The organism is Aurantimonas sp. DM33-3 (assembly GCF_014334315.1).
Lineage (GTDB): Bacteria > Pseudomonadota > Alphaproteobacteria > Rhizobiales > Rhizobiaceae > Aurantimonas > Aurantimonas coralicida.
In genome coordinates this window covers 113,114-136,143 of sequence record NZ_JACSGS010000013.1, presented here as the reverse complement: position 1 = coordinate 136,143, position 23,030 = coordinate 113,114, and the positions used below count along the sequence as shown (strand labels likewise).

Annotated in this window: 18 protein-coding genes and 1 pseudogene; 12 read left to right on the top strand and 7 right to left on the bottom strand. The window is 68.0% G+C overall.

Annotated elements, in window-relative coordinates:
* Positions 1-768 precede the first annotated feature (768 nt).
* Together H9Q09_RS16885 and H9Q09_RS16880 are read left to right on the top strand one after the other, a co-directional pair.
* A pseudogene (locus tag H9Q09_RS16885) lies at positions 769-1,147 on the top strand (peroxidase-related enzyme); the annotation flags it as partial.
* A gap of 738 nt (positions 1,148-1,885) precedes the next feature.
* Positions 1,886-3,820, top strand: coding sequence for a M23 family metallopeptidase (locus H9Q09_RS16880; protein WP_348646320.1), 1,935 nt, complete (start codon positions 1,886-1,888; stop codon positions 3,818-3,820).
* Between the two features lie 73 nt (positions 3,821-3,893).
* On the opposite strand, the gene H9Q09_RS16875 is transcribed toward H9Q09_RS16880, so the two are convergent.
* Positions 3,894-4,112 carry a hypothetical protein gene (locus H9Q09_RS16875; RefSeq protein ID WP_024351690.1) on the bottom strand — a complete coding sequence of 73 codons (219 nt, stop codon included), beginning with the start codon at positions 4,110-4,112 and terminating at the stop codon, positions 3,894-3,896.
* A gap of 114 nt (positions 4,113-4,226) precedes the next feature.
* Between H9Q09_RS16875 and H9Q09_RS16870 the strand changes: the two genes are divergently transcribed.
* On the top strand, positions 4,227-5,126 hold the full coding sequence (locus tag H9Q09_RS16870; protein WP_029703537.1) for a LysR substrate-binding domain-containing protein: 900 nt from the start codon (positions 4,227-4,229) through the stop codon (positions 5,124-5,126).
* 56 nt (positions 5,127-5,182) lie between these two features.
* Here the strand turns inward: H9Q09_RS16870 and H9Q09_RS16865 are convergent, their stop codons facing one another.
* The gene (locus tag H9Q09_RS16865; protein ID WP_187391991.1) at positions 5,183-6,052 is read right to left on the bottom strand and encodes an extensin family protein; all 870 of its coding nucleotides are present in this window, start codon (positions 6,050-6,052) and stop codon (positions 5,183-5,185) included.
* Positions 6,053-6,352: 300 nt separating this feature from the next.
* On the opposite strand from H9Q09_RS16865, the gene galE reads away from it, so the two are divergent.
* Both galE and H9Q09_RS16855 read left to right on the top strand, forming a co-directional pair.
* Positions 6,353-7,342 (top strand): UDP-glucose 4-epimerase GalE, encoded by a 990-nt coding sequence (gene galE / locus H9Q09_RS16860; RefSeq protein WP_187391990.1) that lies wholly within the window; start codon positions 6,353-6,355, stop codon positions 7,340-7,342.
* A 159-nt stretch (positions 7,343-7,501) separates the two neighbouring features.
* Positions 7,502-8,569, top strand: a complete 1,068-nt coding sequence (locus tag H9Q09_RS16855; RefSeq protein ID WP_187391989.1) for a phosphatidylserine/phosphatidylglycerophosphate/cardiolipin synthase family protein — start codon at positions 7,502-7,504, stop codon at positions 8,567-8,569.
* On the opposite strand, the gene H9Q09_RS16850 is transcribed toward H9Q09_RS16855, so the two are convergent.
* The 5 genes from H9Q09_RS16850 to H9Q09_RS16830 form a co-directional block, all read right to left on the bottom strand.
* Entirely contained in the window at positions 8,530-9,276 is a 747-nt protein-coding gene (locus tag H9Q09_RS16850) for an endonuclease/exonuclease/phosphatase family protein (protein WP_187391988.1), read from the bottom strand. The genes H9Q09_RS16855 and H9Q09_RS16850 overlap by 40 nt on opposite strands.
* A gap of 198 nt (positions 9,277-9,474) precedes the next feature.
* Positions 9,475-10,350 (bottom strand): DUF296 domain-containing protein, encoded by an 876-nt coding sequence (locus H9Q09_RS22790; protein WP_187391987.1) that lies wholly within the window; start codon positions 10,348-10,350, stop codon positions 9,475-9,477.
* Positions 10,351-10,399: 49 nt separating this feature from the next.
* Entirely contained in the window at positions 10,400-12,031 is a 1,632-nt protein-coding gene (locus tag H9Q09_RS16840) for an acyl-CoA synthetase (protein ID WP_187391986.1), read from the bottom strand.
* Complete coding sequence (locus tag H9Q09_RS16835; protein ID WP_187391985.1) at positions 12,028-13,197, bottom strand: acetyl-CoA acetyltransferase; 1,170 nt, start codon at positions 13,195-13,197, stop codon at positions 12,028-12,030. The genes H9Q09_RS16840 and H9Q09_RS16835 overlap by 4 nt, the downstream gene beginning before the upstream one ends.
* Positions 13,194-14,114 (bottom strand): IclR family transcriptional regulator, encoded by a 921-nt coding sequence (locus H9Q09_RS16830; protein ID WP_348646319.1) that lies wholly within the window; start codon positions 14,112-14,114, stop codon positions 13,194-13,196. Before H9Q09_RS16830 ends, H9Q09_RS16835 begins: the two co-directional genes overlap by 4 nt.
* A gap of 189 nt (positions 14,115-14,303) precedes the next feature.
* Between H9Q09_RS16830 and H9Q09_RS16825 the strand changes: the two genes are divergently transcribed.
* The 7 genes from H9Q09_RS16825 to H9Q09_RS16795 all read left to right on the top strand — a co-directional run bounded on the left by H9Q09_RS16825 (position 14,304) and on the right by H9Q09_RS16795 (position 22,870).
* Positions 14,304-15,332 carry a DctP family TRAP transporter solute-binding subunit gene (locus H9Q09_RS16825; protein ID WP_187391984.1) on the top strand — a complete coding sequence of 343 codons (1,029 nt, stop codon included), beginning with the start codon at positions 14,304-14,306 and terminating at the stop codon, positions 15,330-15,332.
* Between the two features lie 66 nt (positions 15,333-15,398).
* On the top strand, positions 15,399-15,884 hold the full coding sequence (locus tag H9Q09_RS16820) for a TRAP transporter small permease (protein WP_187391983.1): 486 nt from the start codon (positions 15,399-15,401) through the stop codon (positions 15,882-15,884).
* Positions 15,877-17,202 (top strand): TRAP transporter large permease, encoded by a 1,326-nt coding sequence (locus tag H9Q09_RS16815; RefSeq protein WP_187391982.1) that lies wholly within the window; start codon positions 15,877-15,879, stop codon positions 17,200-17,202. Before H9Q09_RS16820 ends, H9Q09_RS16815 begins: the two co-directional genes overlap by 8 nt.
* Before the next feature lie 115 nt (positions 17,203-17,317).
* Positions 17,318-18,460, top strand: a complete 1,143-nt coding sequence (gene gcvT / locus H9Q09_RS16810) for a glycine cleavage system aminomethyltransferase GcvT (RefSeq protein WP_187391981.1) — start codon at positions 17,318-17,320, stop codon at positions 18,458-18,460.
* A 17-nt stretch (positions 18,461-18,477) separates the two neighbouring features.
* Positions 18,478-18,840 (top strand): glycine cleavage system protein GcvH, encoded by a 363-nt coding sequence (gcvH, locus tag H9Q09_RS16805; protein ID WP_187391980.1) that lies wholly within the window; start codon positions 18,478-18,480, stop codon positions 18,838-18,840.
* Between the two features lie 12 nt (positions 18,841-18,852).
* The gene (gcvP, locus tag H9Q09_RS16800) at positions 18,853-21,705 is read left to right on the top strand and encodes an aminomethyl-transferring glycine dehydrogenase (protein WP_187391979.1); all 2,853 of its coding nucleotides are present in this window, start codon (positions 18,853-18,855) and stop codon (positions 21,703-21,705) included.
* Between the two features lie 184 nt (positions 21,706-21,889).
* Positions 21,890-22,870, top strand: a complete 981-nt coding sequence (locus H9Q09_RS16795) for a tripartite tricarboxylate transporter substrate binding protein (RefSeq protein ID WP_024351674.1) — start codon at positions 21,890-21,892, stop codon at positions 22,868-22,870.
* Positions 22,871-23,030 lie beyond the last annotated feature (160 nt).

Sequence of the window (23,030 nt, the reverse complement as noted above, 5' to 3'; positions counted from 1 at the left end):
AACGATCGATCGTTCTCTCATGGATGCCTCGCAATCGGAAAGGAAACCGACACGAAGCTCCAGGCAAACAATCCGCCGCCCACGCTTCTCTTTCTTCTCAATCTTCAGTTTTCAAAGAGCACGACACCGAACAAACGATGGCGGCGGGACATCCGGACAAGTCCGGTCATACCCTGAGGAGGGTCGCTGCAAAGCGGCTCTCGATAGATGATGACGATGGCGGCGCAAAACCGAACCGGTCAGAACAATTTGCCCCGAACCAGTTCTCAGCGGACCGTCCGGCCCGCCCCGGCGCCACCGCCGTCGTCGATGAACGCGATATAGGCCACCCCATCCGGACCTGTCAACGACCTCAGTCGCAAAAACTTCGCAAAGTTGGATCGGATCGGCCGCGGGCTCCGAGACGACTGAGGTAAAGTGCTGTTCGGACTGGAGATTTGTGAAGACGGAAATCTTGCATAGCCGATGCCGACGGTGGGCAGTCCTGCAAATCGGGCGCTGGCCGTCGGATCTAGTCCCTGGCCAAAGGGGTGAACAACGTTCCCCGCAGTATATGGGCGCCCCGTGAGCTTCGATGAAAGTTCGACGACCGGGTTTGGCGTGCTGATGGGTGCGTCATTGCAGAGGTTCGAATGGAATCCGGACTGCGTCGCTCTGGAATGGGCCTCCCAGCATGCCGGACGAGCGGATTGCGGAGGCCATGGCACTCCCCCATGCAACGCTCATCCTTCACGGCCTTCCACCTCCTGATATCTTCGCCTGCGTTGCGCCGGAGCGAAGCTCGACCGCGCGATCATCGCGGTCGTCGTCTCCTCGATCAATCACTGCCATTACTGCCTGACCGCCCATGGCGCCGCCGTACGCCAGCTCTCCGGCGATCTCGGCTTCGGCGAGGCGATCGCCCAGAACTGGCGCGCCGCCGGGCTCGACGACCAGCGTGCCGCGATGCTGGATTTCGTCGTCCAGCTGTCCGAGCGGCCGGACACCATCGTTGAGGCAGACCGGCGGGCGCTGCGCGACGCGGGCTATCCCAACCAGGGGCATCTTCGACATCGCCGCGGTGGCGGCGTTTTTCGCCATGTCCAACCGCGTCGCCTCGGCCACCGACACGCGCCCCAACGACGACTATCACGCCATGGCGCGGTAGCGCGGGGATGGGGTGTGTGCGGCGATGGCGCCGAGGGTGACGCCTGCGCCGGGACGGCGAGGCACACGCGGCGGCAGCGGTCCGGGACGCGAAAAGTGAGCCCGCGACCGTTTGTGCAGCGGCAGCGGTTTGGCATGGGTCCTCGGGTCAAGCCCGAGGATGACACCTGAGTTGGGTGATGCAGATCCCCGTCATCCGCTGCACCGAGCCGCAATCGGTCCGACTATGGGAGCCACTTTGTCCTCCGAGACAAGCGCTCACCCATCCACCGCGCGTCATCCTCGGGCTCGACCCGAGGACCCATGCCTCGAACGCGCCAGCATCCTCTCCGCTGCAGAAGGCACACGGGCCGGACCGCGCGTCGAGATGGTCCGCGCAACGGCGGCGGGCCCTCCACCCGCACCACGCCCGCTAGGCACCGCCGTGCCCCGCGAACCGGCGTTCTGCCATCCCGCCGACGCGCCTCCAATCGACGACACCCCGGCCCCGCCATGCCGGGGCCTCCGCACGCCCTTCCCCGGTATCGCGCCGTCTCCGGTATATGGATTCGCGCGCGTACGCGTAAGCGTGGAAGATCGATCGAAGGACGGACGATGACTTGAGACAGGCCGGCGGGCCCTGTATGCCCTATGGATCATGTCACCCGCGGCAGCTTGCCGGGGGATATGGTCGATATTTCGCCACCTTGTGCGCCGAAGGCGAAAGCGGGGATATCCAGAGGCGACGACGAGAGGGATAGTGCGCTTGCCGCAACACACGCCGGCATTCGGGGACGAGCCGCCGCTGATCAGCGACCGAAGGCGCAAGCCCGACCGTCGTCAGGTCTCGGCGCGCTGGCTGGCCGGCACGCTTCTCACCGGCCTGACCTCGACGGCGCTGATGGGCATCGCCCTGTCGGCCGCCCTCGACGGCCACCGCGGCGCCGCCCGGCCCGCCGGTCTCGCGGCTGCCTTCGCTCCCAGCGAGGATCTCAACGAAAAGGGCGAGCGCGTCGTCGCCACCGCGCTGCCCGTCGCCCGCAGCCGGCAGGTCGTCGAATTGTCGACCATGACCCGCGAAGGCGACCGCGAGGTCATCCGCACCCTGCCCTTCGGCTATGTCAACATGCTGCTCGGCGCCCGCCACCAGACCAGCATCGACTATCCGGCCTTCGACCCGCTCAACATCTTTGCCGACCCGGACGCCGACGAACCGGAGTCCGGCGACGAAGGCCAGGCCGCGCAGCTCTACGGCGCGCGCGTGGAGGCCGAGGTCCGGCTGAAGGTCGAGCCCTTCGACTTCGACCCCGACAGCTACGAGCGCGTCGACGACATCGGCACCAGCGAGGCCGAGCGCCTCGTGCGGCAGGTCTCGCCCTCGCTCGCCTATGCGCCGGTGCAGGTCGCCTCTCTGAACACCGTCGATCCGCTGCGCTTCAACCTGACCAGCGACGCCGCCGAATACGAGCCGGGCTCGGCCTTCCGCGTGATCGAAGAGAACGTCTCCCTCGCGCCGCCCGACACCGGCAGCGACCGGCCGGAATTCCACGAAGAAGTCATCCCGCTGCGCGAGGCCGCCAAGATCGCCGCCGTGCTCGATGCCAATGGCTATGACGAGAGCAAGAGCGGCAAGGCGGTCGAGGCCCTCGCGGCGCGGCTGGAAGCCGATGCCCTGAAGCCGGGCGACGCCCTGCGCGTCGGCGTCGAGACGATCGGCGAGGCCGCCACGGTGGTCCGGCTCTCCGCCTATCGCGGCACCCGCCATCTGGGCACCGTCGCCGAAACCGAGGACGGCCCGTTCGAGCCGGCGCAGGCCCCGGAAATGGGCGGCTCCGTCGCCGCCGCCTTCGACAGCAGCGAAAGCGAGGCGCCGCTGCGCGCCAAGATGCCGACCGTCTATGACGGGCTCTACCAGGCCGCGCTCGCCTATGGCCTCAACGACCGCCTCTGCCAGCAGCTGGTGCAGATGCTGGCGACCGAGGTCGATCTGCAGTCCCGCCTCAGCCCGACCGACCGCATCGCCGTCTTCTACTCGATGGAGGAAGGCAAGGAGGAGGCGACCGACGAATCCGAGATGCTGTTCGTCGATGTCCGCTTCGGCGAGACCTCCCGGCGCTTCTACCGCTTCCGGCCGAAAGACGCCGAAAGCGCCGACTATTTCGACGCCGACGGGCGCAGCGCCAAGCAGTTCCTGTTGCGCAAGCCCGTCCCCAGGGGCCGCTTCAGCTCGGCCTTCTCGACCGGTCGCAAGCATCCCGTGCTCGGCTATGTCCGCCCGCACTGGGGCGTCGACTGGGCGGCCCCGGGCGGCACGCCGATCCTGGCGTCCGGCGACGGCGTGGTGAAGAAGGCCGGCTGGGTCAGCGGCTACGGACGGCAGACCATCGTGCGCCATGCCAATGGCTACGAGACCTCCTATTCGCACCAGAGCGGCATCGCCAAGGGCGTCAAGGTCGGCTCGCGGGTGCGCCAGGGACAGGTGATCGGCTATGTCGGCTCGACCGGCCTGTCGACCGGCAACCACCTGCATTACGAACTCGCGGTGAACGGCCAGAAGGTCGACCCGATGCGCATCAAGCTGCCGTCGGGCCGCGTGCTGGAGGGCGAGGAACTCGCGACCTTCCAGCGCGAGCGCGACCGGATCGACGAATTGCTGCGCGAGCGGGTGGAAACGCCATTGCTGGCGGCCCGCTAGGCAGCGTTCGCGCGATCAGTGTCGTGCCGCGGACTTGCCGCCGACCGAAGCCGGACGGCGGCGAGGTACCGGATTATTCGAAGGCGTTGAGGGAGCGGACGAACCGGCTTTCCTCGACCATCCGCCAGCGCAGGCTTTCGGACAGCGGGACGATCTCGTTCGGACGGCCCATATCGCCGACATCGGCGCGGATATGGGCGTCGAGCAGGGACATCGACCGGTCCAGCCGTTCCGCCGATTTCATGGCCTGGCCAGCACGCTGCGAGCGCTTTGCGATCTTCAGTCCGAACATGTCGCCACCCCTTCGGCGGATCATCATCAATCCATGGGATGTGCGATAGTCGCGCTGGCAATTCCAGCGATAAGATCTAAACTGATCGGTGAGTTGCACTCATCGGTCCCGCGCATGTCCCGGCACAGCCAGCTTCCCCTGATCGAAACCGATCTCGCGCGCACCTTCGTCGCCATCTGCGACACGGGCAGTTTTTCGCGCGCCGCCGACCGCGTCGCTCGCACGCCCTCGGCGGTCAGCCTGCAGATGAAGAAGCTGGAAGAGATATTGCGCCGCGAATTGTTCGTGCGCGAGGGCCGCACCGTGCGCCTGACCAGCGATGGCGAGGCGTTCCTGGGCTACGCCCGCCGCCTGATGGACCTCAACGAAGAGACCGTGTCGCGCTTCCTGACGCAGGGCATCGAGGGGCGCGTCGTCTTCGGCGCCCCCGACGACATCGGCTATATCGCCGTGCCGCAGATCCTCAAGCGTTTCGCCTCCACCCATCCGCAGGTCGAGGTCGATGTGAAGCTGCGTTCGAGCGACGATCTGCGCCGGCTTTGCGATGCCGGCGAGCTCGATCTGGCGGTGCTGGCCTGCGGCGAATACGGCCAGCGCAAGGTGACCATCGTGCACACGGAAAACCTCGTCTGGGCCGGGCTGAAGCATGGCGGCGCCATTGCGCGCGAGCCGCTGCCGCTGGCGCTTGCCAGCCGCGGCTGTGCCTGGCGGGCCATCGCGCTCGATGCGCTCGATGCCGCCAATGTGCGCTATCGCATTGCCTATTCCAGCGGCCACTCACAAGGCCAGATCGCCGCCGTTCTGGCCGATCTCGCCATCGCGCCCCTGCCGGAAAGCCATGTCACGGCGCCGCTGCAGAAGCTCGGCGCGGCGGAAGGCCTGCCGCCCTTGCGGCAATACGAGGTGGCGCTGATGAAGCGGCGCGGCTGCAGTGCCGTCGCCGACGCCCTGGCCGAGCATGTCGTGGCGAGTTTCGCCGACCTGCAGCCGACCCCGACGCTCGCCTTCGCCTGACCGCGTTCCGGCTGCCAAGGAGCTTTCGGCCCCGTCCTGCGGCACGGCTCGCGGCCTCACTTGCAATAGGTCGCCCCGTTGCGACGGGCGGCGATGTCGAGGTGGAAATGGGTCGCGTGGTCGGCGTCGGTGCCCGGTCCCAGCACCGTCTTGAACGGCCCGCAGGCGCCCTCGCGAATCTTGCGCTGGAACGCCTGCGCCGGTGAGCCCTCAGCCTGCTTTTCGACGCCCAGCCGGCGCCCGCTGGCAAAGCCGAAATCGGCGACATCCACGGCGCTGCCGCGGGCATGTTCGGAAATGCGGCTGCCGGACGAGCGGCTGCGGCAGACATAGGTGGAGGCGTGGCGAAACGCGGTGACCGCATCGCCGGGAAACTGCGCCTGTGCCGCGGGCACCACGCTGCTCGCCACCCAGATGTCCAGCGCCAGCGCCGAGCGGCAAAGAAGCTGCGTCGGCTGGGCGATCGTCACGCCGGAGGACAACCGGTCGAGATCGACCGGGCGCAGGACACCGCAATCGCCTTCGCTGATGCTGTCGCCCACCGTGAAGGTGACGCCGCGCCGGGTGAGTTCGTCTTCGCAGATCCTGGCGTCGGCGATGGCGGCGGCCGCCGCGACGGCGGCTTCCGGGGTGATGGCCGGGTCCCGGTCGCGCAGCTCCGCTGGCGTCGCCCGGTCGCTCTGATCGGTGGGTGTGTCTGCTGCGGGCGATACGGCCTTGCGACCGGCGGGACGCCGCTCCGGCAACGGAATCGCGGTGACAGGACGCTCGGCGGCTTCGTCGCCGGACAGCGGCGCGTTGGCGGTATCGTCGGCAGCCTCGGACGAAGCGCCGGTCTCCGCGTCTGGCAAGCCATCGTCGGAGCGTTGGGCGGTCGCCGGGGCAACGCCCATCAGCAGCATCGCGATCAGGGCGGGCGCGACCATGCAACGCCGTGGCAACGGAAAGAGACGGCTCTGGAAGTTCCCGGTCCTTGGCATGACGCGTCGCCTTCGATTTGCCGCCGACGCGATGCGGCGGCACCGCTGCCGGCCTGACGACCGCAGCTAGTGGGACGGGCGACGCCCGCCAGTATCCGTTAGGGAAGCGCATCGAGCCGCGCGTCCCTTCTGCGACGATCCCAGCGCGCGCCGCGCATCGCGCCTCTTGCGCCGCAGAGCGGGTTCGCGACACTGTGCGCCGCAAAGGCCGGGCCCTTGTCGGGCCGAGGCGGCGAGAGGAACAGGATGAGCGTTCTCGTGACCGGCGGCGCCGGCTATATCGGCAGCCACATGACCCTCGGGCTCCTTGCCCGGGGTGAAGAAGTCGTGGTCGTGGACGATCTGAGCACCGGCTTCGACTGGGCCATCCCCGAAGACGTGACATTCGCGAAGGGCGACATCGGCGATGCCGTCTTCCTCGAGGCCGTGTTTGCCAAGCACAGGCCGGAGACGGTGCTGCATCTCGCCGGCTCGCTTCTCGTCGAAGAATCGGTGGCCGATCCGCTGGGCTACTACGCCAACAACACGGTCGCCTCGCATCTCCTCATCGCGACCGCCGTCCGCCACGGCGTCCCGCATTTCGTGTTCTCCTCCAGCGCCGCCATCTACGGCATGCCGGGCAGCGAGCCGGTGCGCGAGACCGCCGAACTGCGGCCGGTCTCGCCCTATGGGCGGTCCAAGCTGATGACCGAGATGATGCTGGAGGATGTCGCCCGTGCCCATCCGATGCGCTACGCCGCCCTGCGCTATTTCAACGTCGCCGGCGCCGATCCCGAAGGCCGCGCCGGGGAATCCACCCATTCGTCGACGCATCTGGTGAAGGTCGCCTGCGAGACCGCCTTCGGCCTGCGCGATCACGTCAGCATCTTCGGCAGCGACTACCCGACGCCGGACGGCACGGCGGTGCGCGACTACATCCACGTCACCGACCTTGCGGCCGCCCATCTCGACGCCATCGCCTATCTGCGCCGGAGCGGCGAGAGCCTGCTCAGCAATGTCGGCTATGGCCGCGGCTTTTCGGTCCGCGAGGTGCTGGAGACCGTGCGCCGGGTGCACGGCCAGGATTTCGATATCCGCTCGGCCGGCCGCCGGGCCGGCGATCCGGCGATGATCGTCGCCGACGGCAGCACCGCTCGCGAGACGCTGGGCTGGACACCGAAATACGACGATCTGCCCACCATCGTCGCGCATGCCCTGCGCTGGGAGGACCGGCTGCGCTTTCGCAATCATCGATAGGGCGGCACGAACATGCGGGGCCGCGGCCGCTGGTGTGCCGCCCCCGACTTACCCGCAGCCGGACATTGCGAAAATGCCGCCGTCATGGCGCAACCTTCGCCCGGCCATCCTGTTGCGGACAGTTGGATGCGAAGGACGAAACCGGGCATGGGTCCGTGAATGGTTGAGATGAGTTGCACCGACCCCGAGATTCCGCAGGCCATGCCCATCGCGCCCGGGCCGGCCGGGCCGTCGCAGTGGCAGGTTTTCCATTACAACGAAACGATCTGGCCGGCGGTGCTGGAGCTGTGCGACGGCGCCCGCACAAGCCTTGCGATCGAGCAGTACATCTTCGGAGCGGACACGATCGGCACCCGGCTGATGGATGTCCTGACCAACGCCGCCCGGCGCGGCGTCCACGTCCGCCTGCTCGTCGATGCCTTCGGCAGTGCCGAACTGGCCCGGAGCCCGTTGGGCGCCGCGTTCCGGCAGGCCGGCGGTGAACTCGTCCGCTACAATCCGCTGAGCCGGCTTCTGCGCAATCCGATCAGCGGCATGCACCGCCTGCACCGCAAGTCGGCCATCGCCGACGGGCGCCGGATGATGGCCGGCGGCGCCTGCTATTCCGACCGCATGGCGGACTGGCGTGACACGATGGTGCGCATCGAGGGCCCGATCGTGCCGGCGGCCCTCGCCGCCTTCGAGACCGCCTGGGCCTATGCCAGCGGCATTTCGGCGCGCCGGAGCCGCAGCCAGTCAGCCGAAGCGACGTGCGGCGCCGGCCACTGGAACTACCTGACCAGCGATCCGGTGCGGCCGGCCCGCCAGCAGATCTACCAGGCATTGCTGAGCCGGCTGCACGACGCCGAAACGTCCATCGACCTGGCGACGCCCTATCTGTTTCCGGACCGGAAGATCTGGTCGGCGCTCACCGGAGCAAGGCAGCGCGGCGTGCGCGTTCGCCTGCTGCTGCCGGCAGTCAGTGACCATCCGGCCATCGATCTCGTCTCGCAGCGTTTCGCCGCCGCACTCGCCCGCCGCGGGGTCGAGGTCCATGGCTATCTGCCGGGGATGATGCACGCCAAGCTGGCGATCATCGACGACTGGAGCATGGTCAGCAGCTTCAATCTCGACATGCTGAGCATCGGCCTGAATGTCGAGAACGGCCTCGCCACGACGGCGCCGGCCTTCCGCGCGGTCCTCGCCGATCAGTATGCGTGCGACATCGCCACGTCCCGCCGCTTCTGATCGCCGTCGGCGCCCATCAGCGACAGATCGGCCCAGACCGGCAAATGGTCCGAGGCGAGCCGCGCCCGCTCTGAGCTGTGCACGGCCGCCGCATCCACGTGGATGTCGAGGCTGGTGATGATCCGGTCGAAGGAGACGAAGGGCATCTGCGAGTGGAAGCTGAGGCCCGGCGCGATGACGTGATGGTCCTCGGCGAAATGGGCCAGGCACCCGCCCTCGGTGTTCCACTGGTTGAGATCGCCCATCATCACCGTCGGCAGCGGTTCTTCGAGGCTGGCCAACTGGTCGAGTACCGCGCGGGCCTGCCGCTTGCGCCACAGCCCGACAAGGCCGAGATGCATGCCGACGACCCGGATCTTCAGATCGCCGATCTGCAGATCGGCCAGCGCCGCGCCGCGCGGCTCCAGCGCCGGCAGCACCAGCCGCTTGCGGCGCAGCAATTCGACGTCCTTGCGCACCAGGATCGTATTGCCGTGCCAGCCGAGGCTGCCCGGCCGCACGCCGAAGCGGATCGGCCGGAAATGCGTCATCTCCGCGATCAGGCTCGGCGACAGGGACGACAGCCGGTCGCCGAGCCGGCGGTCGACCTCCTGCAGCGCGACGATATCGGCATCGAGTTCGGTGAGGACGTCGAGAATTTGCTTCGGCCGCCGGCGCCAGTCGGTGCCGACGCTCTTGCGGATATTGTAGGACGCGACACGAAACATGAGACCTCGTTCCCAAGCCGGAGCCGGGATCATTGCCCCTGTCCGCGCTCTCCGCAATGACCACCCCTCAAGGGACGCGCCGGGATGCGGGATCATCCGGCCGCGGCAACGCCGCTGTCACGACCGGGAAAATGAACCAGCGGCGGGTTCGATCCATCGGAAGCGTAGCTTCCTGCCCGGCGCGAGGAGCGATGCGTCTCACGCGGCGACCGGCAGGATCACCAGTTCGAAGGTCACGCAGACCGGATTGTCGCCATGGACGAGCCGGCCCTCGAAGATCGTGCCGTCCATCGCCACCACGCTGACGTCGAGCCGCGGCTCGAACGTGCCGGCCTCGATCCGGCCGTCGCGGATCAGCAGTTCCGACGCATAGGAATCCATCGCCGGGCCGTTTGTGAAGCTCCCGCCGTTGAGGCTGCCGATGCCGAAGAGGCGCGCGTCGGCGATCCCGCGTTCCGCACAGATCGCCGCGATGGCGGTGCCCACGTCCTGGTTCGGCCGCAGGGTGACGGCCAGCGCATGCGGACCGTTGCCGGTAGCGGATCCGGACACGCCGTCGCGCGACATCGTTTCGGCGGCGAACAGGGTGAAATTGGTCTCGGCGTCGTGCCGCGCGACGAAGCTGGCACCGACGAGCCCGGTGCCGCGCACGCGCAGCGGTTCGGCCGTGCGGGTGTCGAGCGGCAGCATGTGCCCCATCGCCCGGTCGCCGGCCGGATCGGTCCAGATGCCGTGGCAGTGCAGGAAGGGTTCGCCGTCGCGCCAGCCGACGATGGCACCGGCCGCCTCGACGGTGACGATGCCCTCGGGCGCGAAGGTCTCGCTGTACCAGGCCACATGGCTCGGGCCGGGCGAGCCCGCGGGCATCACATAGCGGAAAGGCGCGAAGCGACCGCCGGACAGGTCGACCCAGGCACCGTCGCAGCCCGCCGCGGCAAGACCCGCGGCAATCCCGGCATTGACGATCTCGCCGGCCGGCACGGTGAAGTCGAGCGGCACCGCGCGCGCCGGCGCGACGCAGGATCTCTGGGTCGCCTCCGGGCCCGGGTGGACGATCCGCCGGGGCGCCGTCACGTCGGCTCCGTTCGCGCGGACATCGCCGGACGGAGGACTGGCCCGATGCTCACGCCGCGCACTCGCCATCCAGAAGCCCGCGCTCTTCCAGCGCCTGGCGCACCAGCTTCTTGGTGATCTTGCCATAGGCCGATTTCGGCATCTCGTCGACGAAGACGAACCGCTTGGGCAGCTTGTAGCGCGACATCTTGCCGTCGAGGAACGCCCCGAGCTCGGCCTCGCCGACGCTTTCGCCGGCGACAGTCACGCAGACCGCGATGCCGACCTCGCCCCAGACCGGATCGGGCACGCCGAGGACAGCGACCTCGCTGATCTTCGGATGGGTGAGGATCTTCTCCTCGATCTCGCGCGGATAGACGTTGGAGCCGCCGGAAATATACATGTCCGACGCACGGCCGGTGATCGACAGATAGCCCTCGGCATCGAGATGGCCGAGATCGCCGGTGCGGAACCAGCCATTGCGAAACGCCTTCGCATTGGCGTCCGGGTTGTCGTAATAGCCCGCGAAAACCGCCGGGCCGGTGACGCAGATCTCGCCGGTCTCGTTCGGCCCGAGTTCGGCGCCCGCCTCATCCTGGATAGAGATCGCCATGCCGGTGCGCTCGTAGCCGCAGCTGCCGATGCGCGCCGCCGCGTCGTCGGCCGAATGCTCGTGGGCCGGCAGGACCGTGATGTTGCCGGTCACCTCGCCCAGCCCGAAATACTGCACGATCACCGGGCCGAGCGTCTCCAGCGCCCTCTTCTGGTCGGCGCGGTACATGGGCGCGCCGGCATAGATCACGTGCCGCAGCGAGGAATGGTCGTATTCGGCGGCCGCCGGATGCTCGACCAGCATCTTCAGGATGGTCGGCACGGTGAACATGTTCGTCACGCGCCATTCCTGGACGAGGCGCCAGGCGGCGGCGATGTCGAAGCGCTCGGTCGGCATCAGGATCGTCTTCGCCCCCGCCGCAACCTGCGTCAGCTGATGGACGCCCGCGCCGTGCGACAGCGGCGCGACCACCAGCGAGGCGTCGCGCGGCCCGGTGCCGGGCATCAGATCGCAGAGATGGTTGGTCGCCACGAAGGACATCTGGCCGTGGGTCAGCACCGCCGCCTTCGGCCTACCTGTCGTGCCCGAGGTGAAGAAGAACCAGCAGGGATCGTCGCGATCGACCGTCGCATTCGCCACCGCGACCCCGCGATGGGCGGCAACCAGCGTGTCGTAATCCTCGCCGAATGCGGCCGCACCGATCGCGACGACGAAGCCGAGATCGGGACAGGCCGCCCGGCAGGCTGCGGCATGATCGGGAAAGGCGGCGTTGCAGATCATCCCCGTCGCGCCGCTGGCCCTGGCGAGATAGGCGACCTCGTCGGGCGTCTGGCGGAAATTCGTCGGCACCCAGACCGCCCCGAGGCGGAAGCAGGCGAACATGGATTCGAACATCTGGTTGCAGTTCTGCGACTGCACCAGGATCCGGTCGCCCTTCTCCACGCCGTAGCGATCGCGCAGCGCCGCCGCCATGGCCGAGGCCCGCGCGTCGATCTCCGCCCAGTTCCATTCCGTCTCGCCCCAGACGAGGCCGACCTCGCCGCCGAGGCGGCGGGCGGCCCGCGTCAGGAAATGCGCGAGATTGGCGACCCGCGTCGATTGCGGCGCGACGCCGCCCTTCGGGTCGCCGGTCAGGACGCCCGTCGTCACTTGGCACGCTCCAGGATGGAGACGTAATTGGCGACAGCGGCACCCCCCATGTTGAAGACGCCGGCCATCTTCGCCTCCGGCACCTGCATGTCGCCGGCTTCGCCCATCAACTGCATCGCCGCCATCACATGCATCGAGACGCCGGTGGCGCCGATCGGATGGCCCTTCGACTTCAGCCCGCCCGACGGGTTCACCGGCAGCCGGCCGTCCTTGGCCGACACGCCGTCGCGGATCACCCGGTAGCCCTGGCCGGGCTCGGCGAGGCCCATCGCCTCGTATTCGATCATCTCGGCGATGGTGAAGCAGTCATGGGTCTCGACGAAGTCGAGATCGTCCAGCGACACGCCGCCATCCTCCAGCGCCCGGGACCAGGCCCGGCGCGCGCCGGCGAACTCGGTCGCGTCGCGGCGGCTGAGCGCCAGGACGTCGTTCATGTGGCGGCGCGCGCGGAAGGCGATCGCCCGCTCGAGGCCGGCCGCCGTCTCCTCGTCGGCCAGAACGATCGCCGCCGCGCCGTCGGAGATCAGCGAACAGTCGGTGCGCCGCAGCGGCGCGGCGACATAGGGGTTCTTGTCGGAGATCGTGTTGCAGAACTCGAAGCCGAAATCCTTGCGCATGTGGGCGTAGGGATTGGCCATGCCGTTCTTGTGGTTCTTGGCGGCGATCATCGCCAGTTCCTCGGAGCGGTCGCCGTATTTCTGGAAATATTGCTGGGCGATCCGCCCGAACAGGCCGGCAAAGCCGCCCTCGACCTCGGCCTCCTCCTCGCGGTAGCTCGCCCCCAGCAGGATGTCGCCGGTCTGGACCGTCGGGATCGCCGTCATCTTCTCGGCGCCGACCACCAGCGCGATCCGCCCGCGGCCGGATTCAATGAAGTCGATGGCGCTGTAGAGGGCGGCAGAGCCGGTGGCGCAGGCATTCTCCATCCGCACAGCCGGCACCATGCCGAGCCCCTCATGGGCCATGCCGACGAGGGCGCCCTGGAAGTCCTGCTTGGAAAAGCCGTTGTTCATGACGCCGACGAAGACGCCGTCGACGCTTTCGGCGCCGATCCCGGCATGCTCCAGCGCCGGGGCGACGACCTCGCCCATCAGCGCCTGGGTCGTCGGCGCCTCGGACTTGCCGAAATGGCTGTGCGACCAGCCGACCATCTGTGCCTTGCTCATTGCCTGATCCTTTCGAGTTCGAACCGTGAAGCGGCCTGCCCGCTTGCGGGGCCGGTTGCTGCGGCGCGCTTGTCCGCCGGTGACGTCGTCTGCGGTCTCGTGTTGTCCTGTCGCGGGCCGTCGGGCGCGAACATCTGGCGCAACCGGGCTTCGACGGCCTTGACCTCGTGGTCGATGAGGCACGCCAGCTCGCCTTGCCGGGTCTCGCCCATGCGGCTGTCGATGGCCGAGAGGCTGAGCGCGCCGGCGACCCGGCCGTCGGGATAATGCACCACCTTCGCGATGGCCCAGGAGTTCGGCAGCACCAGACCCGGATTGACCGCGAAGCCTCGCGCACGGGTCAGCGCCACATGCTCGCGGATGATCTCCGGCGAATAGAGCGGATAGCCCGCCGCCATGATCTCGCGATTGGCGGCCAGCACCCGCTCGATCTCCGCGTCCGGCAGCGTCGCGAGGATCGCCAGCGATCCGCCGCCGACGCCGAGCGGATGGCGGTCGCCGACCTCCAGCGCATGGGTGCGGATCGGATAGGCGCCCTCCTCGCGGTGCAGGCAGACCGCGAAGGCATCGCGCCGCACCGACAGGAAACTCGTGTCGCCGCTGCGCGCCGACAGGGCAATGAGACTCTCCATCGCGACATCGAGCAGGCCGTAGCGGCGCGAGGCCATAACGCCGAGAACGAATGCCTCCTCGCCGAGATGGTAGCGCCGGCTGACCGGTTCCTGCTCGACGAGACGCGAGCGCATCAGCGCCAGCAAAAGCCGCCGTGCGGTGGCGCGGTTGAGACCGCTTTCCTCGACCACGGTGGAGAGCGACACGCCGCCGGCGTGCCGGCTGATCAGCGACAGGAGCGCCAGCGCCCGGTCGACGCTCTGGGCTCCGCCGATCTCGCGTGCGACGGGTTGATCTCCACCCAATCGCGCCTCCCCGATGTCCACATTATGGATGCCGTTTCTCACGGCACATTGTCGAGCAAAGGATATCCGGTTGCAAGCGGTCCGGCATGCTGGCAATGTTTGCCCCGCTTACAAGGTCGATGGTCCACCATGTGGATGCTCGGGAGGTTGAGCCGGCCTTTGACTTCATTCGATCGGGGAGGACCGACCTTGAAATTCGCCAGACTCGTGGCCGCAACGGCCATCGCCACCACGCTTGCCGCCCTGCAGCTGACGCCGGCCTTCGCCGAGACGCTGCGCCTGTCCCACAACACCAACGACACCACGACCTGGCAGAAGGGCGCCGAGAAGTTCAACGAGCTGCTCCAGGAAAAGAGCGGCGGCGAACTCGACATCCGCATCTTCCCGAACGCCCAGCTGACCGGCGGCGACCAGATGAAGCAGGCCGAGATGGTCGGCCGCGGCGCCCTCGACTTCGTCGTCACCTCGGCGATCAACGTCACCCCGCTGGTGCCCGAGATGGCGGTGTTCTCGCTGCCCTATCTCTACACCGACTATGACGACGTCGACGCCACCACGTCGGGCGCGCCCGGCGACCGCATGGAAGAGATCATGGCCGGCCACGGCATCGTCGTCCTTGCCTGGGGCGAGAACGGCTTCCGCGAGGTGACCAACAACGTCCACCCGATCAAGACGCCGGACGACCTCAAGGGTCTGAAGATGCGCGTCGCCGGCCCGATGTATATCGACGTCATGAACGCGCTGGGCGCCAACCCGCAGCAGATGCAGTGGACCGAGACCTTCTCGGCCCTGCAGCAGGGCGTCGTCGATGGCCAGGAGAACCCGATCGGCGCGGTGATCATCCCGCAGCGCGTCTACGAGGTGCAGAAGTACATCACCCCCTGGCACTATTCCTACGATCCGATCTTCGTCGGCGTCAGCCAGAAGCTCTGGGACAGCTGGGACGCCGAGCGCCAGGAGATGGTCCGCGCCGCCGCCGAGGAGGCGATGGCCTACCAGAAGAAGATCACCCGCGAGGACACCGCCTCGGGCATCGAGTTCCTGAAGGAAAAGGGCATGGAGGTCTACGAGGCGAACGCCGAGGAGATCGACGCCTTCCGCCAGGCGACCAAGTCGGCCTACGACACCTGGGCCGCGAAGGTCGGCCCGGAGCTGGTGGCGCTGTTCGAGGATACCGTCGCGAATTCCGGCGGCGACGCCGCCAAGCCCGCGAACTGATCGCCTGAAGGGCGGCGTTCTTTGGAACGCCGCCCGTCCCACCCTGCCGGCAAGCTGGATATGTCGATGCGCGCAGTTCTGGAGGATGCGGAGAAGATCGTCTGCGCGGTGATCTTCCTGGTGATGACCGGGATCGGCTTCCTCAACGTGGTCGTGCGCTATCTGACCAGCTATTCCTTCGCCGCCACACAGGAGATCCTCCTCAACGGCTTTCTTCTGCTGACCATCTTCGGGGCCGCCATCGCCGCTCGCCGCGGCGAACATCTGGCCGTCACCCTGTTCGCCGACCTTTTGCCGCCGGCCGGGCGCCGCGTCGGCCTGTGGCTCTCCACCGGTCTCTCGGTCTTCCTGCTCTGCCTGTCGGCCTGGCACTGCTACGGCCTCGTCGCGCATCAATATGCCAGCGGCGTCACCTCGCCCGGCCTGCAGGTCCCGGCCTGGTACTACACGCTCGGCCTGCCGCTGGGCTTCCTGCTGATCGCCCTGCGCCTCGTCCAGCACACGCTGGGCTTCGACCGCGCCCTGCGCGCCGGGGACGAGCGGCATGCCTGATCTCGATCCGGGCACCCAGATGGTGCTCCTGTTCTTCGTCCTTCTGTTCCTGCGCGTGCCGGTCGCCTTCGCGCTCGGCCTCTCCTCGCTCTACGCCATGTGGGCGATCGGCTTCGGCCTCGATCTCGTCGGCGACCTCCTGGCCAGCGGCATCTCGAAATTCTCGCTGCTGGCGATCCCCTTCTTCATCCTCGCCGGCACGCTGATGGGCACGGTCGGTATCGCCGAGCGGATGATCCGCTTCTTCCGCGTGCTGGTCGGCGCGCTGCCGGGCGGCATGGGGATCGTCGGCACGGTGGTCTGCCTGTTCTGGGGCGCCGTCAGCGGCTCCGGCCCCGCCTCGGTCGCCGCCATCGGTCCGCTGATCATCAAGGGCATGGCCGAGGACGGCTATCCGCGGCCCTTCGCGGCGGCGCTTGTGTGCACCGGCGCGGCCCTGTCGATCGTCATTCCGCCCTCGATCGGCCTCGTCATCTACGGCGTCATCGCCGAAACCTCGATCGCCGAGCTCTTCATCGCGGCGATCGTCCCGGGCATGGTCATGGGTGTGCTGATGCTGCTGACCCTGCCCTTCGCCGACCGCGCCCGCACGGCCGCCCGGTCCGGCGCCGGCCTCGCGTCACTCGTCCCGCCGCCCTATGCCGACCGTCCCTATGGCGAGCGGCTGGCGCGTTCCTTCGTCGACGCCTTCTGGGGCCTGCTGACCCCGGTGGTCATTCTCGGCGGCATCTATGCCGGCATCTTCACCCCGACCGAGGCGGCGATCGTCGCCACGGTCTATGCGCTTCTCGTCGGCCTGTTCGTCTACCGCACCCTGACCTGGCGCACCCTCTACGCGGCGCTCGTCGAGGCCAGTTCCTCCTCGGCCGTGGTCATGCTGGTCGTCGCCTTCGCCAGCCTGTTCGGCTGGGTGGTCACGGTGGACGACCTCGTCGGCAAATATTCCTCGGTGCTGCTGGGCCTCAGCGACAACCAGTGGGTGATCCTCTTCGTCATCATGGCGGTGGTGCTGGTTGCCGGCATGTTCATGGATGCCATCACCATCATGTTCATCACCCTGCCGATCTTCCTGCCGGTGGTGCGCGAGCTCGGCTGGGACCCGGTGTGGTTCGGCGTCCTCCTGATGGTCAATCTGGCGATCGGCCTGTTCACGCCGCCCGTCGGCATCAATCTCTTCGTCGCCGCCAACATCACCCGCCTGTCGCTGGAAAAGATCGCCATGGGAGCGATCCCCTTCCTGTTGACCAGCCTCGTCGGCCTTGCCCTCGTCGCCGCCTTCCCCGGCCTGTCCCGGATTCTCACCGCCTTCATGGGCTGACCGCCGGGCAACGTGGGAACGGTGCGGCTGCCGATGACGGGCGCAGCGAAGATCGCTATCGTCGCGCGCGACGGTGCCCGCCTCCCAGCCGGCGCCCCTGAAGAGGAGCTTACCCTTGGCCGAGACCAACGCCCTGCACACGACGCCGCTCGACGCCCTGCATGTGGCGCTCGGCGCCCGGATGGTACCCTTCGCCGGCTATTCCATGCCGGTGCAATATCTCGCCGGCGTCATGAAGGAGCATCTCCACACCCGCGCCGCCGCCGGCCTGTTCGACGTCTCGCATATGGGCCAGGTGGCGATCCGGCCGAAATCCGGCGGTCTTGCCGATGCCGCGCTGGCATTGGAAACGCTGGTGCCCGTCGATGTCGCCGGGCTGAAGGAGGGCCGTCAGCGCTATGCGGTCTTTACCGGTTCCGACGGCGGCATTCTCGACGATCTGATGATCGCCAATCGCGGCGACCATCTCTTCCTGGTGGTCAACGCCGCCTGCAAGGAGCAGGACATCGCCCATCTGCGCGCCGGGCTCGAGGATACGTGCGAGGTCGAGCCCCTGACCGACCGCGCGCTTCTGGCCCTGCAGGGACCCGCTGCCGAGGCGGCGCTTGCCACGCTGAACCCGGCCGTCGCCGAGATGCGCTTCATGGACGTGCGGGCGCTCGACCTCCTCGGCGCCGCCTGCATCGTCTCGCGCTCCGGCTATACCGGCGAGGACGGCTACGAGATCTCGGTTCCCGCCGACGCCGCCGAGAAGCTGGCGAAAGCGCTGCTGGCGCTTGAGACGGTGGAGCCGATCGGCCTCGGTGCTCGCGACTCGCTGCGTCTGGAAGCCGGGCTCTGCCTCTATGGCAACGACATCGACACCACGACGACCCCGGTCGAGGGCGCGCTGGAATGGTCGATGCAGAAGGTCCGCAAGGCTGGCGGCGACCGCGAGGGCGGTTTCCCCGGTGCCGACACCATCCTGAAGCAGCTCGCCGAGGGTGCGACCCGGCGCCGCGTCGGCCTTTTGCCGGAAGGCCGGGCCCCCGTGCGCGGCGGCACCAGCCTGTTCGCCGAGGCCGAGGGCGGCGCCCCGGTCGGCACCGTCACCTCCGGTGGTTTCGGTCCGACACTGGAGGCGCCGGTCGCCATGGGTTACGTTCCGGCCGAACAGGCCGGATCGGGCACCCGGCTTTTTGCGGAAGTCCGTGGCAAGCGGCTGGCCGTGACCGTCACCCCCCTGCCCTTCGTCACACCCGGCTACAAGCGCCGCTGAAGCGAGAGGACGTTTACATGTTGAAGTTCACCGAGGAACACGAGTGGCTGCAGATCGACGGCGACATCGCAACGGTCGGCATCACCGAACACGCCACCACCCAGCTCGGCGACCTCGTCTTCGTCGAATTGCCGGCGGTCGGCGCCAGCTTCGCCAAGGGTGACGACGCCGCCGTGGTGGAATCGGTCAAGGCGGCCTCCGAGATCTACGCGCCCCTCGACGGCGAGATCACCGAGGTCAACCAGGCGATCGCCGACGACCCCTCCATCGTCAACAACGACCCGCAGGAGGCCGGCTGGTTCTTCAAGATGAAGCTGTCCGATCCCTCCGCCGCCGAGGCGCTCATGGACGAGGCCGCCTACAAGGCGATGGTCGGGTGAGGACTGAACAGCATGGGCACCGAATTCACCGACTACGATCCGTATGACTTCGCCAACAGGCGCCATATCGGCCCGTCTCCCGCCGAGATGGACGAAATGCTCGCCCTGCTCGGCGTCGACAGCCTGGATGCGCTGATCGACCAGACCGTCCCGGCCTCGATCCGGCAGGCCGAGCCCCTGGACTGGGGCACGCCGATGACCGAGCGCCAGGCCCTCGACGCGCTGCGCGAGACCGCCGACATGAACGTCAAGCTCGTCTCGCTGATCGGCCAGGGCTATTACGGCACGATCACGCCGCCGGTTATCCAGCGCAACATCCTGGAGAACCCGGCTTGGTACACGGCCTATACGCCCTACCAGCCGGAGATCAGCCAGGGCCGGCTCGAGGCGCTGCTGAACTTCCAGACGATGATCTGCGACCTCACCGGCCTCGACATCGCCAGCAGCTCGCTGCTTGACGAGGCAACGGCCGCGGCCGAGGCGATGGCCATGGCCCATCGGGTTTCCAAGTCGAAGCGCGACGTCTTCTTCGTCGACGCCGACTGCCATCCCCAGACCATCGGCGTGATCCGCACCCGTGCCGAGCCGCTCGGACTGTCGGTCGTGGTCGGCGACCCGATGACGGATCTCGTCCCCTCCGACGTCTTCGGCGCCATCGTCCAGTATCCGGGCACCTACGGCCACGTCCACGACTTCACCGCGACCTTCTCCGCGCTCCATGCCGAGAACGCGCTGGCCATCGTCGCCGCCGATCCGCTGGCCCTGGCCCTCCTCAAGACGCCCGGCGACATGGGCGCCGACATCGCCGTCGGCTCCATGCAGCGCTTCGGCGTGCCGATGGGCTATGGCGGCCCGCATGCAGCCTACATGGCGGTCAAGGACGCCCACAAGCGCGCCATGCCCGGCCGCATCGTCGGCGTGTCGGTGGATTCGCGCGGCAACCGCGCCTACCGTCTGGCCCTGCAGACCCGCGAGCAGCACATCCGCCGCGAGAAGGCGACGTCGAACATCTGCACCGCCCAGGTGCTGCTCGCCGTCATGGCCTCCATGTACGGCGTCTTCCACGGCCCGACCGGCATCAAGGCGATCGCGCAGCGCGTGCATCAGCGCGCCGCACTCCTCGCCACCGGCCTGGAGAAACTCGGCTACACCATCGAGCCGGACGCCTTCTTCGATACGATGACTGTCGAGGTCGGGCGGCTGCAGCGGGTGATCCTCGACGCGGCGGTGGCCGGCGGCGTGAATTTGCGCAAGATCGGCGACGACCGCATTGGCATCACCATCGACGAGCGCACCCGCCCGGGCAATCTGGAGGCGGTCTGGCGGGCCTTCGGCGGCGATTTCGCAGCCGATGATTTCGAGATGGGCTACCGGCTGCCCGACGGCATGCTGCGCACCAGCGACTACATGACCCATCCGGTCTTCCACATGAACCGGGCCGAGAGCGAGATGACCCGCTACATGCGCCGGCTCTCCGACCGGGATCTGGCGCTGGACCGCTCGATGATCCCGCTCGGCTCCTGCACGATGAAGCTCAACGCCACGGCGGAGATGCTGCCCATCACCTGGCCGGAATTCGCCGAGCTGCATCCCTTCGTGCCGCAGGACCAGGCGCTCGGCTACAAGGCGCTGATCGACGACCTGTCGGCCAAGCTCTGCGTCATCACCGGCTTCGACGCCGTGTCGATGCAGCCCAATTCCGGCGCGCAGGGCGAATATGCCGGGCTCCTGACCATCCGCGCCTATCACCACGCGCGCGGCGACACCCATCGCGACATCTGCCTGATCCCGACCTCGGCCCACGGCACCAATCCGGCCTCGGCGCAGATGGCCGGCATGAAGGTCGTGCCGGTGCGTTCGGCCGAGAACGGCGATATCGACGTCGAGGATTTCCGCGCCAAGGCGGAAAAGCATGCGGACAATCTCGCCGCCTGCATGATCACCTATCCCTCGACCCACGGCGTGTTCGAGGCGAGCGTCGCCGAGCTGTGCGACATCGTCCACGCCCATGGCGGCCAGGTCTATCTCGACGGCGCCAACATGAACGCCCTGGTCGGCCTCGCCCGGCCCGGCGACATCGGTGCCGACGTCTGCCATCTCAACCTGCACAAGACCTTCTGCATCCCCCATGGCGGCGGCGGTCCGGGCATGGGGCCGATCGCGGTCAAGTCGCATCTGGCGCCGCATCTGCCCGGCCACCCGCAGACCGGCGGCGAGGCCGGCCCGGTCTCGGCGGCGCCCTTCGGCTCGCCCTCGATCCTGCCGATCTCCTGGAGCTACTGCCTGATGATGGGCGGCGCCGGCCTGACCCAGGCGACCAAGGTGGCGATCCTCAACGCCAACTACATCGCCCGCCGCCTGCAGGACGCCTATCCGGTGCTCTACAAGGCAAAGAACGGCCGGGTCGCGCATGAGTGCATCATCGACACCCGCATCCTGCAGGACAGCGCCGGGGTCAGCGTCGACGACGTCGCCAAGCGGCTGGTCGATTGCGGTTTCCACGCCCCGACCATGAGCTGGCCGGTGTCCGGCACGCTGATGATCGAGCCGACCGAATCCGAGCCCAAGGCCGAACTCGACCGCTTCTGCGACGCCATGCTGGCGATCCGCGAGGAAGCGCGGGCCATCGAGGAAGGCCGGATCGACCGCGACAACAACCCGCTGAAGAACGCCCCGCACACGGTGGAGGATCTGGTCGGCGACTGGGATCGTCCCTACAGCCGCGAGCAGGCCTGCTTCCCGCCCGGAGCCTTCCGGGTCGACAAGTACTGGGCGCCGGTCAACCGGGTCGACAACGTCTATGGCGACCGCAACCTCGTCTGCTCCTGCCCGCCCATGGAGGCCTACCAGGAAGCCGCCGAATAGCGGAGGAGCGGCCGGCACAAGGGCGTAACGTATACATTGACATGGCGCGTTGCGGCACCGATAGTCGCAGCCGGAGTTGAGGCGTCGCCGCAAGACGGCGCTTCGAGAAGGGGAGACGGGGCAGACATCCTGCCTCTGGCGGGCAGTCATCCGGTACTGCCGCGCAACTGATCTGGGAGGATCCATGTACAGACGCACCTTGATGACCCTCGCCGCGGCCCTGATGGGCACGACGCTGCTCGGCGCCGGCGCAGCGACCGCACAGGAATATCCGGACCGGCCGATCCAGATGATCGTGCCCTGGGGCGCCGGCGGCGGCACCGATGCGGTGGGCCGCATCTTCGCCTCGCTGCTGCAGGAAGAGCTGGGCGTTCCGGTCAATGTCGTGAACCGCACCGGCGGTTCGGGCGTCGTCGGCCACAGCGCCATCGCCAATGCCGAGCCCGATGGCTACACGCTGGGCATCATGACGATCGAGATCGACATGATGCACTGGCAGGGCCTGACCGAGCTGACCTACGAGGATTTCGACATCCTCGCCATGGTCAATGCCGATCCGGGCGGCGTCATGGTCTCGGCCGATTCCGAATATGATTCCCTCGAGAAGCTGCTCGAGGCGCTCAAGTCGGAGCCGAAGGGCACCTTCAAGGGCTCCGGCACCGGCCAGGGCGGCATCTGGCATCTCGGCCTCGCCGGCTGGCTCCTGTCGGAAGACCTCGCACCCGATCAGGTGACCTGGGTTCCGAGCCAGGGCGCGGCACCGGGCATCACCGACATGGTCGCCGGCGGCGTGGACATCGTGCCGTCGTCGCTGGCCGAAGGCCGCTCGATGATCGACGCCGAGCGCGTGCGTCCGCTGGCCACCATGGCGGCCGAACGCCAGGAAGCCTTCCCGGACGTGCCGACCCTGAAGGAAGCCACCGGCTCGGACTGGACCCTCGCAGTCTGGCGCACGGTCGTCGGCCCCGACGGTCTGCCGGACGACGTCAAGTCCAAGCTGACGGCGGCCATCGAGAAGGCCTACAACAGCGACGAGTACCAGACCTTCATGAACGACCGCGGCTTCGGCATGCGCTGGGCCGCCGGCGAGGAAGCGACGAAGATCGTCGCCGACGACGACGCCAGCCTCGGCGAAGTCATGAAGAAAGCCGGTCTGGCCAAGTAACGGGACGACAGCGGCGGCGCCCTCGGGCGTCGCCGCTGCTTTTTCGGGCACCCGCGACCGGCAGATGCGTCGGCCCCGATGGGTTGCCATTCACCGCGGCCGTCCCGTCGCACCGCTCCGCATGCTGCCCTCTGCCCTGCCCCTTGCGGCGGGAGACGCT